Genomic DNA, 13,036 nt, shown 5'->3' with positions numbered 1-13,036 from the left:
TTCAGGAACCTCGATGCGGTGGGCGTTAGCGTGATTTAAGCAAAGACGAAGGTGGCGCGGGAATTGCGTCGCCGAAGGTGCGGACGAAGGAGTGCCATGCCCCTGTACGAGTTTCGGTGCGGTGAAGGTCACCTCAGCGAAGCACTGCTGCCGATGAGCAGCACGACTCGAGAACGCCAGTGCCCCGAGTGCGACACCACCGCGAGGCGCCTCGTGAGCGCTCCCGCTGTGCGGTCGCTCGATCCAGCACTGACAAACGCGATTGATTCAGCGAAGCGCAGCGCCTATGAGCCCCAGGTTCATTCTTCGCTTCCCTCTTCGCGAGGCGCCAAGCCAACCCCTGTATCGCACGATCCGCGCCATCGTGCACTTCCGCGTCCCTGACGCCCCGAGTAGGCAAGCAAAGGAGCACACAGAGCCATGCCTAAGAATCTTTTCCCGCTTGATTCCACGAAGTCGTTCAAAGATCAGGACATCGTTGGCCACAACCGTTGGCACCCGGACATTCCGGCGGCTGTCACGGTAAACCCCGGCGACACGTTCCGCATCGACTGCCGCGAGTGGTTCGACGGCGACATCAAGAACGATGACAGCGCCCAGGACATCCTCGAAGCCCCCGTGAGCAAGGTCCACGCACTTTCGGGCCCGTTCCACATTAAGGGTGCGAAGCCGGGCGACCTGTTGATCGTGGACATCCTCGACGTTGGCCCGATTCCGCAGGAAGATGAGGGCCCCCTCGCGGGTCAGGGCTGGGGCTACACCGGCATCTTCGCGAAGAACAATGGCGGCAGCTTCCTCGTGGATCAGTTCCCGGATGCCTACAAGGCTGTGTGGGACTTCAACGGCCAGACCGCGACCTCGCGCCACGTGCCTGGCGTGTCGTTTACGGGTCTCATCCATCCGGGCCTCATGGGCACGGCGCCCTCGCACGAGCTTCTTAAGAAGTGGAACGACCGCGAGGCCGCGCTGATCGCCACGGACCCGAACCGCCTGCCTCCGCTCGCGCTCCCGCCCGAACCGAAGGATGCAGTTCTTGGCACGCTCACCGGCGACGATTTCGATCGCGTCGCAGCCGAGGGTGCACGCACCGCTCCGCCGCGCGAAAACGGCGGTAACCAGGACATCAAGAACCTCTCGAAGGGCACGCGCGTGTTCTACCCCGTCTACGTGGATGGCGCGCACTTCTCGGTAGGCGACCTGCACTTCTCGCAGGGCGATGGCGAGATCACCTTCTGTGGCGGCATCGAGATGTCGGGCTTCATCGACGTGCACGTGGATGTCATCCCTGGCGGCATGGACAAGTACAACGTCAAGGAAAACGCGATCTTCATGCCCGGCAATGTCGAGCCGCGCTACAGCGAGTGGATTTCCTTCTCGGGTACGTCCGTGACGCTCGACGGCGAGCAGCGCTACCTCGATTCGCAGCTTGCCTACCAGCGCGCCTGCCTCCACGCGATCGACTACCTCACGACCTTCGGCTGGACGCCGGAGCAGATCTTCCTCCTGCTCGGTGCCGCGCCGATCGAGGGCCGCTTCTCGGGCGTCGTTGACATCCCGAACTCGTGCGCGACCGTGTACATCCCGACCGCCATCTTCGACATCGACGTGCGCCCCGGCGCAGGCGACGTGCCGAAGATCGATCCGGGCATCGGGGCGCCGCGCGCCGCGAACGCGTAAGGCAAAGAAGCGTTCATACCCGCGAACGCTCCTTGCACCTGAGGGGGCGCGCCAACCCAGTGGAGGTTGGCGCGCCCCCCTCGTCACGTGCCGTAGGCTCGTGAGCATGACATTTCCCGACGCACGTACCGACGCCCTCGACCGCCTCATCATGCACGATGCGAGCGCGCACGTCGCACAGCCCGGTAGCGGCGATGGAGACATCCTCGTTCTCGATGACCGCTCCGGCGCACTGACTCAATGGGCACTCGCGCACGTGGGGCCGCATTCGCGGGTGTTCGTGCGCACGGTGTCGCGCGCTCATGCATCGACCGTGCAAGCGGCGGCGCACGAGGCCGCCGCGACGTCGGGTCGGGCGGATCGAAATCGAGTGCTCATCGCAGGTCTCGACGGAAGCGAGCTCGATCTCGAATCCTTCCTTGCCGCCCACGGATTCTCGGGGAGACTCGTGCTCGGGCACCTGCCAAAATCACTCGCCGCGCTAGAAGAGAACGCGCGGATGCTCGCGAGGCACGCGCGTCGAAGCGGCACAGACATGATCGTGGTGCTCGGTGGCGCCACGAAGCACATGACGCGCTCGATGAACGATGCGCTCGCGACCGGCTTCACCGAAGTCCGGGGTCTTCTGGGAAAGGGGAAATTTAGGTGCCTCGAGGCGTCCACGCCGCGCGAATCCGTGACGGTAATGCCCCCGCGCACGAAGCGGTGGGGCGGCGGGACGCTTACCGCCTTCGGCGGCGTGTTCTCGGGCGCTAAGCCTGACCGCGGGGGAGAGGCGCTCGCGAATGCAGCGGCCTCATGGCTCGCGGCCCGCCCACAGCATGCGGCGCCCGCCACGCGCGTCCTCGACCTTGGCTGCGGCAACGGCATGCTCTCGCTCGCGGTATGCGAGGCGGCTGCGCGAACGGCCTGTGCCCTCACGCTCGCCGCGACGGATATTGACCTCGATGCGGTTCGCTCGACGCGCGCCACGCTAGAGCCCTACCGGGCACAACCCGGCGCCACTCTCACTCTCACGTGGGATTCTGCCGCTGCCCAGCACCCCGAATCCTCGACCGACCTCGTGCTCCTCAACCCGCCGTTCCACGACGGCACGCGTATCGATGCGACGCTCGTCGAGCCGCTCATCGAGGCGGCGTACCGCATTCTCGAGCCGGGCGGAGAACTGCTCCTCGTGCATAACTCGCACCTGCGCTACCGGCCCCTCCTTAAGCGGCGATTTGCCGCCACCCGAGAGGTGAGCCGGGACCGCACGTTCACCGTGCTCAGCGCGAAAAAGTAAGGACGCTGGGGAGCTCCTTAGGCGAGGATCGACTTCATGACCGAGGTGAAAAAGCCGAGGCCATCCACGCCCGTGCGGGTACCTTCTCCCGGCATGTCCGGGCCGAAGCCTGCCTCGACGGCGTGCTCCGGGTGCGGCATAAGCCCCACGACGTTGCCGTACTTGTTCGTGATTCCGGCAATCCCGCGATAGGAGCCGTTCGGGTTGTCCTCGAAACCAGCGGGGCCGCCGACGGCGCCCTCGGCGTAACGGAACACCACGCGATTATCGGCCTCGAGCTCGTCGAGAGTCTTCTCATCAGCGACGTAGAGGCCGTCCTGATTCTTCAGAGGGATTCGGATGATCTGGCCCTCGGCGTATGCGGTTGTCCACGCCGTTCGCGTGTTCTCAACGCGAAGCGGCTGATCGCGGCACACGAACGTCCGGTGCGCATTCTTGATCATCGAACCGGGAAGCAGGTGCGTCTCGGTGAGGATCTGGAAGCCGTTGCAGATCCCGAGCACGGGCATGCCGCCCTTGGCCGCATCGACCACGCGTTCCATGATCGGCGCGAAACGGGAAATAGCGCCCGCCCGCAGATAATCCCCGTAGCTGAAGCCGCCCGGAAGGATCACCGCATCGACGTCACGCAGGTCGTCGTCCGCGTGCCACAGCGCAACCGGCTCACCGCCGGCGATCGTGACGGCGCGAAGTGCGTCGCGATCGTCGAGGGTCCCGGGAAAGGTCACCACACCGATTGCGGGCATCAGGCCTGCTCCTCCTCGACGCGCACCGACACGACATCTTCGATAACGGGGTTCGAGAGCAGCTCGGTTGCCGCCTCGCGCACGCGCTCGAGCACGTCGTCGGTCACGTCGCCCTCAACCTCGAGCTCAAAACGCTTGCCTTGACGGACCGAGGTGATGTTCTCGAAATCGAGTCGTCCAAGAGCGCCGAGAACGGCCTTTCCCTGTGGGTCAAGAATCTCGGGTTTCGGCATTACGTCGACGATGAGGCGGGGCATGTCATCTCCAGAAAACAGTAGGCACGAAAGTGTCGTCGAAAACTGCGCGCGTCGCGCACACGATGATTCTACCGGCCAGTGCGGCTTGTCCTCATCTTTTGCCCCTACTGTGGCGGCATGGACATTACACACTTTGGCCATTCCGCTCTGCTCGTTTCGTACCGCGGCGGCACCGGAGCGCGCGCAGGGGAGGGAGGGGCGGGAGAGTCCGACACCACCCGGCTCCTCATCGACCCCGGCAATTTGAGCGATCCTTCGCTCACGCACCTTACCGATCTTGACGCGATTGCGATCAGCCACCAGCACCCCGATCACGCGCACCCGCCATACCTTGCGGAGCTTTTCGCGCACAATCCCGAGGCAGCAATCCTTCTCGAGCCTCAAACCGCGCAGGCTCTAAGCGACAACCCCGAGACCTCACGCTTTCGGGAGCGCTTCACGCCTCTCGCGCCAGGTCAGCGAGCGAGCGTCGGGCCCTTCCCCGTCACCGTCACCGCAGCCGGGGGAGCCCACGCGACCATCCACCCGTCTATCCCGCCCGTGGGAAACGTGGCGCTTATCGTCGAAGCGGCCGGCGAGAAAACACTTGTGCACACCGGTGACTCGCTCGCCCCGCACCCCGAAATCGTCGGGGCTGACGTTCTGTCGTTTCCCCTCGTCGCGCCGTGGTCGAAAATGCACGAAACGATCGATTTCCTCAGAATTGTGAAACCTGCCGTGGCGATCCCCGTGCACGATCGCGTGGCCTCTGCCGAGGGGCGAGCGATCTATATGAAACAGTCGCGCGCCTTCGCTCCCAAGGAATGCGAAGTGCGAGATTGGCCCGTGGGTACCGAACCCGGGCAGGGTCGTACCCTCAGTTTTTAGCGGCGCAGCGGCGCGGCGGAATTAATGAACCTCGAAGCCTCCGCGCGCGCGGAACTGCTCACGCACGCGCTCGACGAGTTCCTTCTCCGGCGGCCGGGTATCGCGCAGCTTGTAGTCGAGGCCGAGTGAATCCCATTTGTCGGTGCCCATCTGGTGGAAGGGCAGCACCTCGATACGACTCACGTTCGAGCGCCACCGCTCAACGATGTCGGCGACTTTCTCGACGTTGTCATAGTCGTCGGTGAGTCCAGGAACGAGCACGAAACGCGCCCACACCTCGATCCCCTTCGCGTTCAAGCGATCGCCAAAATCGATCGTCGGCTGCAGGTCGCGGCCAGTCGTGCGCTTATACACGTCGGGATCGCCGCTCTTAACGTCGAGAAGCACGAGATCGACCGACTCAAGCAGGTCGTCTGAGGCATTGCGGCCGAGAAAACCCGACGTATCGATCGCGGTGTGGACACCCATGTCCTTGGCAGCCTCGAGGATTCGCTTGGCAAAGGCGGGCTGCTGGAGAACCTCGCCGCCCGAGAGCGTAATGCCGCCGCCCGAGGCCTTGAAAATGCGGCGATAGCGGCGGATCTTCCCAATGATCTCGTCAGCGGTCACGTCCTGACCGTTCTTCGCCTCGAACGTGTCGGGGTTGTGGCAGTACAGGCAGCGAAGCGGGCAGCCACTGAAGAAGATCGTGAGGCGAGTGCCGGGGCCGTCGACTGCCGTCACAAGTTCCCACGAGTGAATCGAGGCGAGTTCGCCTTCGCGTACCGCCTGGAGTCGATCAGGGCGCTCCAGGTGCGTTTCCTCGAGCCCCTCAATGCCGGCGCCCTGGCGCCTCTTGTGAAGCGGAAGGTCAACCTGGCTGATGCTCTTGGCCTCGGACTCGGTCATGAAACGCCTCTCGTGAAAATCGTGGTGGGCACACGTGCCGCCGATCGGGGGCATGCGCCCTAAAGAGTTGGGCCCGGAAACCGGAGCTTCCAGGCCCAACAGGTGAACGCTTCGATGCGTCAATTATTGCGCATCATGCGTGTAAAGGGGATGTCTCAGGCGCCCTGGTGGAAGGTGCGGTTGAGAACGTCGAGCTGCTGCTCGCGCGTGAGCTTCACGAAGTTCACGGCGTAGCCCGACACGCGAACCGTGAGGTTCGGGTACTTCTCCGGGTTCTCCATCGCGTCGACAAGGGTCTCCTTGTTGAGCACGTTGATGTTCGCGTGGTAGAGGCCCGACTCCATGTTGTTTGCTGCGCGGTTGGTCTTCATGGACTCAAGGCGCTCGTCGAAAGTCTTGACTGCCATTATTCTCTCCTCAATCAGAGTGATGGAAATGTGGGGGTGAAAACCGGCCGAGCCCGAGGGGCTCGCGCCCGACCGATTCACATTTAGGGGTTCAGACGATCAGTCTTCGTCGTCCATGATGAAGCCGGAGTCGAGAATGCCGACCAGGTTCTTGACCTGCTCGTCCTTCGTGCGACCGAGGCCCTGCGGGGTGATCGTGTTGGTCAGCGAGATGCCGTCCAGCGCGTCGTTGTAGTCGAGCTTGCCAACGGAAAGCATCGAGGCCACCATGCCGTGGCTATCCATGCCGTTTTCCGGGTTAGCGCCCGGGGCGAAGGGCGTGCCCTTCTCGTGGCCCGAGGGGAACGAGCCGGTCGCCTTGCCGTACACGACGTTCGACGTAATCGTGAGCACCGACTGGGTCGGGATCGCGTCACGGTACATCGGGATTGCCTTGATCTTCGACATGATCGTGTGCACAACGGTCGCGGCGATGTCGTCGGCGCGATCGTCGTCGTTACCGTAGATCGGGAAGTCACCCTCGGTGCGGTAGTCGACAACGAGGCCGGACTCGTCGCGGATCGGGTACACCTTGGCGTACTTGATCGCGGAGAGCGAGTCCGCGACGATCGAGAGGCCAGCGATGCCGCAGCCCATCGTGCGCGTGATATCCGAATCGTGAAGCGCCATCTCGATCGCCTCGTAGGCGTACTTGTCGTGGCAGTAGTGAATGATGTTGAGCGCTTCAACGTAGGTGCCGATCACCCAGTCAAGCATCTCTTCGTACTTCTGCCAGACCTCGTCGAAGTCGAGCGGGCCCTCGCCCTCGATGGGGGCGAACAGACCTTCTTCGGTGACCTGCTTGCCGCTCATTTCGTCGCGGCCGCCGTTGATCGCGTAAAGCAGCGCCTTCGCGGAGTTCACGCGCGCACCGAAGAACTGCATCTGCTTGCCGACCTTCATCGGGGACACACAGCACGCAATTGCTGCGTCGTCGCCCCAGCGATTACGGATCTGCTCATCGGACTCGTACTGCACGGAGCTCGTCTCGATCGAGATGGCCGAGCAGAAGTCCTTGTAGCCCTGCGGGAGCTTCGGATCCCAGAAGATCGTAATGTTCGGCTCGGGCGCCGGACCGAGATTACGAAGGGTCTGGAGGAGGCGGAAGGAGGTCTTCGTGACGAGCGAACGGCCGTCCTCACCGAGGCCGGCATCCGACCAGGTGGCCCAGTACGGGTCGCCCGAGAAGATCTGGTCATAGTCGATCGTGCGGAGGAAGCGCACGATACGGAGCTTGATCACGAGGGCATCGATGATCTCCTGCGCGTCTGTCTCCGTGATGCGGCCCTCCTGCAGGTCGCGCTCGATGTACGCGTCGAGGAACGGCGAGAGACGGCCGATCGACATGGCGGCGCCGTCCTGGCTCTTGACCGAGGCGAGGTAGGCCATGTAGACCCACTGCACGGCTTCCTGAGCGGTAGCGGCGGGACGACGAAGGTCAAGGCCGTAGGAGTCGCCGAGGATGACGAGCTTGTTGAGAGCCTTGATCTGCTCGGCATGCTCTTCGCGGAAGCGTGCCCAGTGCTCGCTGAACGGCTGATCCGAAACCGCGTCTTTCGCGGCCTTCTTCTCGGCGATCAGGAAGTCCGCGCCGTAGAGCGCGAGGCGACGGTAGTCGCCAATAATGCGGCCGCGACCGTAGGCATCGGGAAGACCGGTGATGATGTGCGAGCTACGTGCTGCGCGGATGCGCGGGGTGTAGATGTCGAACACGCCATCGTTGTGGGTCTTGCGGTACCTGGTGAAGATCTTCTTGATCTCCGGATCCGGTTCCTTACCGGCTTCCTTGATCGCGGTCTCCACCATGCGCCAGCCACCGAAGGGCATCATCGCGCGCTTGAGGGGAACGTCGGTCTGAAGGCCGACGATGACGTCGTCATCTTCGCTGATGTAGCCAGCGGGGAAGGCGTCGATGTCGGCGGGGGTCTTCGTATCCACGTCGTAGACGCGGCGGCGGCGCTCCTCCGAGAGGTACTTCTTCTCGAGGGTGTCCCACACGCGAAGAGTCTTGTCGGTCGCACCCGCGAGGAACTCGGCATCGCCCTCGTACGGGGTGTAGTTGAGCTGGATGAACTCGCGAACGTTGATGTTCTCGTTCCAGTCGCCGGTCTTAAAACCGCGCCACGGGTCGAGCTGTTCGCCCTGGGCTCCGGCGTTCTTTTCTTCCACAGCAGTCATGTGAGCCTTCCTTCCATGGCGGGGGCTAAGCCGCATGCTCGTGAGGTGTGCTGGTAGTTCCACCGTAGGAGTGAGGCCTATATGTGTAGGGGACTTTGAGCCCGCTCCGTGGCGGCGGTCACATGGTATCGCCGAGGTCTGGAAGGCAGGTGGGGAGGGCTAGAATTTCTCGCCCGAAAGGCGCTCGTAGGCCTCGATATATTTCTCGCGAGTCGCCTCGACGATGCTTGCGGGGAGTACAGGCGGTGCGACCTGGGTGTTCTTGTTCCAGCCACTCTCGTTCGTGAGCCAATCGCGCACAAACTGCTTGTCGAAACTGGCCTGCGCGCGCCCGGGTTCGTACTGGTCAGCGGCCCAAAATCGCGAGGAATCCGGAGTGAGAACTTCGTCACCCAGCACGATGTTATCGGTGTGTCGCGAGTGGCCGAACTCGAGCTTCGTATCAGCAAGAATGATGCCCCGCTCTCGCGCAAAATGCTCCGCTGCTCGATAGACGGAGACAGTGCGCTCCTCGAGCTCGTCGACGAGGTCCTTCCCAAGCCTCGCGCGAGCCTCGTGAACGGTGATGTTCTCGTCATGCTCTCCCTGCTCGGCCTTCGTCGAGGGGGTAAAGAGCGGGGACGGGAGGCGGGAGCCGTCGACGAGGCCCTCGGGAAGGACGTGACCGCCCACCGCGCCGTCGCGCAGGTAGTCCGCGAGCCCCGAGCCGGTCAGGTAGCCGCGCACGACGCATTCGAGCGGAACCATGTCGAGAGCCTCGCAGCGCAGGGCGCGCCCCCGAACCGCATCGGGAACGTCGACGGCGCTCTTCACATGATTGTCCGTGACGCCCTTGAGATGGTCGAACCACAAAAGCGACATCGCCGTCAGAATTCGTCCTTTATCGGGGATTCCCGGGGTGAGCGAGTAATCGAATGCGCTGATTCGATCGGTCGCGACGACGAGCACCTCGTGCGCCTCGGCAAGCGTGCTCCCGTGGGGAACGTACAGCTCGCGCACCTTTCCACTCAAGACGTGGTCCCAGCCCTCGAGAGCGGGGGCCTCGGTCAGCGCGCCATTCACATTCGTGTTCACAGCTGGGTCACCCTTTCGATAGCGCCGAGAGCTGCCCGCTCGGCGATGTCGGTTCGGTAGTGGGAGCCTTCGAGCAAGACCCGCGCGATGGCCGACTGTGCGCGAACGCGCGCACCCTCGAGCGTGTTCTCGCGCGCCACGACGCTGAGAACACGGCCGCCACTCGAGCGCAAGGTGCCGTCGGAATCCCGCGCGGTGCCAGCGTGGATCACCGTGCAGCCTTCCTTTCCTACCTCGTTAAGACCCGTGATCTCCCGCCCGGTCTGGGCAGCGAGTGGGTAACCCTCGCTCGCGAGCACGACGGCGACCGCGCTCTCGTCGCGCCACGCGAGGTCAGGTGCGCTCGCGAGATCCCCGGTCGCGGCGGCCTGCAGGAGCTCACCGAGGTCGCTCCCGAGGCGCTCGAGGACCACGAGGGTCTCAGGGTCGCCGAAGCGAACGTTGAACTCGATGACCTTGAGCCCGGTGCTGGTTGCCGCGAGGCCGCAGAAAAGGAGACCTGTGAACGGAGTGCCGCGCTCACGCATGGCGCGCACGACGGGTTCGGCGATCGACTCGACGGTCGCGTTCATCGCGGCGTTTTCGTCGAGCCACGGCAGCGGTGAATAGGCACCCATGCCGCCCGTATTCGGGCCCTCATCTCCCTTAAACGCGCGCTTGAAGTCCTGGGCCGGAACGAGCGGAACGGCCCTCTCACCGTCGCACACGCAGAACACCGAAAGCTCGGGTCCGTCGAGATACTCCTCGAGAACGACGCGCGAGCCGTGTGCTCCGCTTGCGAGGCAGTCGCGGGCGTGTGCGAGTGCCTCCTCGCGCGAGGACGTAACGACGACGCCCTTGCCGGCGGCGAGGCCGTCGGCCTTGACGACGTAGGGGGTGCTCCCTCCCGGGTTGATGTCGTCGAGTGCTGCTTCGAGCAACGCCGGATCCGCCACCGTCATCGAGCGTGCGGTCGCCACTCCCGCTTCGCTCATGATGCGCTTCGCGAAGTCCTTCGAGCCTTCGAGCTCCGCCGCGGCCTTCGACGGACCGAACACGGTGAGCCCCGCCTCGCGCATGTCGTCGGCAAGACCCGCAACGAGCGGCGCCTCGGGGCCAATGACGACGAGTTCGATGCCGAGCTCGAGCGCAAGCGCGGTGAGGGCCGCGCTATCACCGAGAGAAACGTCGTGGATAGCCGCGTGGGCCTCCATACCCGGGTTGCCGGGGGCGGCGTGGAGATCGTGAGGGATGGAATCTTGGCTGAGGCGTCGCACGAGGGCGTGCTCGCGCGCGCCGGTGCCCACTACGAGAATTTTCACGCCTTAACCCTAGCGGTTCGGGCTAGGCTTCTGGGGTGAACACCGAGCCCACAGCCCCCAACTCCTCGCTCGAGCCAGCGCCGCGGCTGCGAGTGCGCCTCGACCTCGCTTACGACGGTACCGACTTTAAGGGGTGGGGAATTCAGCCGGCGCTACGCACTGTCCAGGGGGAACTCGAGGCGGGGCTCGCAAAAATCGTGCGTGAGGACATTCGAGTCACGGTCGCCGGTCGCACCGACGCTGGTGTCCACGCGAGCGGCCAGGTCGTGCACGTCGACATTCCCCACGAGCGGTGGCAGCGAATGCCGGGCAGGAGTGACCGCTCGAGCGAGGACTCAATCGTTCAGCGCCTCGCCGCAGTTTTGCCCCGCGACATCGCCGTTCGGCGCGCGAGCGTCGTCAGTGAAGATTTTGATGCCCGCTTCAGCGCGCTTGCGCGCACCTACCGCTATCGCATTTGTGACAAGCATGCGCGGCGCGACCCCCTGCGCCGCGACGTCGCCTTCCACAAGCGCTCGCTCGACGCAGAGGCGATGAACACTGCCGCGCGCGCACTCGTCGGCGAACACGACTTCCTGTCCTTCTGCAAACCCCGTGAAGATGCGACGACAATCCGCACGCTCCACGAGATCACGTGGGAGCGCCCCGAAACAGGCAAAGACGAGGGGCTCGTTGTCGCCACCGTCACCGCCGACGCGTTCTGCCATCACATGGTCCGTTCGATCGTCGGCGCGAGCGTCGCGGTCGGCGAGCACCGCCTCGACGCCGAGTGGATGGCTGCGCTCATCACAATTCCCAGGCGCGACGAAGCCGGCAGCGCCCCCATGTTCGCCCCCTCCGGCCTTACGCTCGAGCGGATCGACTACCCGGAAGAAGCCGAATGGGCGGCACGGGCTCGTCAAACGCGCGGCAAGCGCGGTGCGCCGTTTGAACGCCGTTAAAGTCCGACGGTTGCCCAATACCGGCGAAGCCTCGCCCGCCAAATGTGAGGGAAAACAAGAGGCGAGCAGCCGTCGGCCCGTTGCCCTCGCTGCGGATCCGCACTAGAGTAGAGGGCTGTTGTGCCATAGATGCGCGCTTTGCCGCTGCCGCTTTCTCACGTTCGGCGCGAAAGAGCTCCTCACACGCATCTGAGCCCCACGCCCGCCCCTAAACCCGGGCTGCCGGTTCAGCACGACATTTCTTGGTCATGCTTTAAACCAAAGGAAGCGTGTCCACGGTCCATTCGAACCGTGTTCTTGCGCGCCCACAAGGGGCGTCGCGAGGCACTTAAACGAGAGAAGAAGGCACGAGTGCGTACGTTCACCCCGAAGCACGACGACGTCGAGCGTTCCTGGTACGTCATTGACGCAACTGATGTCGTCCTCGGCCGGCTCGCTTCCCACGCCGCTCAGCTCCTGCGCGGCAAGCACAAGCCGGTCTTCGCACCCCACGTGGATGCGGGCGACTTCGTCATCATCATCAACGCTGAGAAGGTTGCCCTCACGGGCAAGAAGCTCGAGCAGAAGCTCGCATACCGCCACTCGGGTTACCCGGGCGGCCTGCGCGCGACTCGGTACGCCGAGCTGCTCGAGAAGAACCCCGAGCGCGCGATCGAGAAGGCTGTCAAGGGCATGCTCCCGAAGAACAAGCTTGCCACCCAGCAGCTCAAGAAGCTCAAGGTGTACGCGGGTCCCGAGCACCCGCACCAGGCTCAGAAGCCGGTCCCGTTCACCATCGACCAGGTGGCGCAGTAACGGGCCCCGCCCGGCTACGCCGATACGAGATCTGAGGAAATCAAGTGGCAGAAACCACCCCCGAAGTTGAGGAGTTCGAAGGCGACGCCTCGAACTACACCACCGAATCTACGAACGACGCGCCCGTCGGCAAGGGCTCGTCGATCTCCGCTCCCGGCTACGGCACCGGCCGCCGCAAGCAGGCTGTCGCCCGCGTGCGCCTCGTGCCCGGCACCGGCGAGTGGAAGGTCAATGGGCGCCCCCTCGAGGAGTACTTCCCGAACAAGGTGCACCAGCAGGAAGTGAACGATCCGTTCAAGCTTCTCGACCTCCAGGGCCGCTTCGACGTAATCGCCCGCATCTCCGGCGGTGGCCCCTCGGGCCAGGCCGGTGCGCTGCGCCTCGGCGTGTCGCGTGCGCTCAACGAGATCGACACCGAAGCGAACCGCCCCGCGCTCAAGAAGGCGGGCTTCCTCACGCGCGATGCCCGCGTCATCGAGCGTAAGAAGGCCGGCCTCAAGAAGGCCCGTAAGGCTCCGCAGTTCTCGAAGCGCTGATCGCCAGCACTTTGCACTGCATCGAAGGCGCCACCTCACCGGTGGCGC

14 protein-coding genes are annotated in these 13,036 nt (G+C 64.2%); 7 read left to right on the top strand and 7 right to left on the bottom strand.

Translation table 11 applies throughout. The features are described 5' to 3' along the window. The first annotated feature begins 96 nt into the window (after positions 1 to 96). The 3 genes from HMPREF3176_RS09635 (at position 97) to HMPREF3176_RS09625 (ending at position 2,959) form a co-directional block, all read left to right on the top strand. Complete coding sequence (locus HMPREF3176_RS09635) at positions 97 to 384, top strand: FmdB family zinc ribbon protein (RefSeq protein ID WP_016664059.1); 288 nt, start codon at positions 97 to 99, stop codon at positions 382 to 384. A 36-nt stretch (positions 385 to 420) separates the two neighbouring features. Beyond that, the gene (fmdA, locus tag HMPREF3176_RS09630) at positions 421 to 1,677 is read left to right on the top strand and encodes a formamidase (RefSeq protein WP_016664060.1); all 1,257 of its coding nucleotides are present in this window, start codon (positions 421 to 423) and stop codon (positions 1,675 to 1,677) included. 106 nt (positions 1,678 to 1,783) lie between these two features. Beyond that, positions 1,784 to 2,959 carry a class I SAM-dependent methyltransferase gene (locus tag HMPREF3176_RS09625; RefSeq protein WP_016664061.1) on the top strand — a complete coding sequence of 392 codons (1,176 nt, stop codon included), beginning with the start codon at positions 1,784 to 1,786 and terminating at the stop codon, positions 2,957 to 2,959. Positions 2,960 to 2,976: 17 nt separating this feature from the next. Here the strand turns inward: HMPREF3176_RS09625 and purQ are convergent, their stop codons facing one another. After that, entirely contained in the window at positions 2,977 to 3,705 is a 729-nt protein-coding gene (gene purQ / locus HMPREF3176_RS09620; protein ID WP_016664062.1) for a phosphoribosylformylglycinamidine synthase subunit PurQ, read from the bottom strand. Continuing rightward, positions 3,705 to 3,962, bottom strand: a complete 258-nt coding sequence (gene purS, locus HMPREF3176_RS09615; protein WP_016664063.1) for a phosphoribosylformylglycinamidine synthase subunit PurS — start codon at positions 3,960 to 3,962, stop codon at positions 3,705 to 3,707. Before purS ends, purQ begins: the two co-directional genes overlap by 1 nt. Before the next feature lie 117 nt (positions 3,963 to 4,079). Here purS and HMPREF3176_RS09610 point away from each other — a divergent pair, with 117 nt between their 5' ends. Beyond that, positions 4,080 to 4,829, top strand: coding sequence for an MBL fold metallo-hydrolase (locus HMPREF3176_RS09610; RefSeq protein ID WP_083286363.1), 750 nt, complete (start codon positions 4,080 to 4,082; stop codon positions 4,827 to 4,829). Between the two features lie 21 nt (positions 4,830 to 4,850). Here HMPREF3176_RS09610 and pflA read toward each other — a convergent pair whose 3' ends face one another. The 5 genes from pflA to purD form a co-directional block, all read right to left on the bottom strand. Next, on the bottom strand, positions 4,851 to 5,717 hold the full coding sequence (pflA, locus tag HMPREF3176_RS09605) for a pyruvate formate-lyase-activating protein (RefSeq protein WP_016664065.1): 867 nt from the start codon (positions 5,715 to 5,717) through the stop codon (positions 4,851 to 4,853). Positions 5,718 to 5,872: 155 nt separating this feature from the next. Beyond that, positions 5,873 to 6,124 (bottom strand): autonomous glycyl radical cofactor GrcA2, encoded by a 252-nt coding sequence (gene grcA2, locus HMPREF3176_RS09600; RefSeq protein WP_016664066.1) that lies wholly within the window; start codon positions 6,122 to 6,124, stop codon positions 5,873 to 5,875. A gap of 99 nt (positions 6,125 to 6,223) precedes the next feature. Beyond that, on the bottom strand, positions 6,224 to 8,341 hold the full coding sequence (locus tag HMPREF3176_RS09595) for a pyruvate formate lyase family protein (RefSeq protein WP_016664067.1): 2,118 nt from the start codon (positions 8,339 to 8,341) through the stop codon (positions 6,224 to 6,226). Between the two features lie 159 nt (positions 8,342 to 8,500). Beyond that, the gene (locus HMPREF3176_RS09590) at positions 8,501 to 9,415 is read right to left on the bottom strand and encodes a phosphoribosylaminoimidazolesuccinocarboxamide synthase (protein ID WP_070435447.1); all 915 of its coding nucleotides are present in this window, start codon (positions 9,413 to 9,415) and stop codon (positions 8,501 to 8,503) included. After that, entirely contained in the window at positions 9,412 to 10,716 is a 1,305-nt protein-coding gene (purD, locus tag HMPREF3176_RS09585) for a phosphoribosylamine--glycine ligase (RefSeq protein ID WP_070460027.1), read from the bottom strand. The genes HMPREF3176_RS09590 and purD overlap by 4 nt, the downstream gene beginning before the upstream one ends. A 35-nt stretch (positions 10,717 to 10,751) precedes the next feature. On the opposite strand from purD, the gene truA reads away from it, so the two are divergent. The 3 genes from truA to rpsI all read left to right on the top strand — a co-directional run bounded on the left by truA (position 10,752) and on the right by rpsI (position 12,988). Continuing rightward, positions 10,752 to 11,657: a tRNA pseudouridine(38-40) synthase TruA gene (gene truA, locus HMPREF3176_RS09580; RefSeq protein WP_070460024.1), complete on the top strand. Its 906-nt coding sequence runs from the start codon at positions 10,752 to 10,754 to the stop codon at positions 11,655 to 11,657. Positions 11,658 to 12,008: 351 nt separating this feature from the next. After that, the gene (rplM, locus tag HMPREF3176_RS09575; protein WP_016664071.1) at positions 12,009 to 12,452 is read left to right on the top strand and encodes a 50S ribosomal protein L13; all 444 of its coding nucleotides are present in this window, start codon (positions 12,009 to 12,011) and stop codon (positions 12,450 to 12,452) included. Positions 12,453 to 12,496: 44 nt separating this feature from the next. Then, positions 12,497 to 12,988, top strand: coding sequence for a 30S ribosomal protein S9 (gene rpsI / locus HMPREF3176_RS09570; protein ID WP_070460021.1), 492 nt, complete (start codon positions 12,497 to 12,499; stop codon positions 12,986 to 12,988). Positions 12,989 to 13,036 lie beyond the last annotated feature (48 nt).

The sequence above is a fragment of the Dermabacter sp. HMSC08H10 genome (assembly GCF_001807585.1).
Taxonomy (GTDB): Bacteria; Actinomycetota; Actinomycetes; order Actinomycetales; family Dermabacteraceae; genus Dermabacter; species Dermabacter hominis.
The sequence above is the reverse complement of the archived record's forward strand: the minus strand, read 5'-3'. Positions and strand labels throughout refer to the sequence as shown.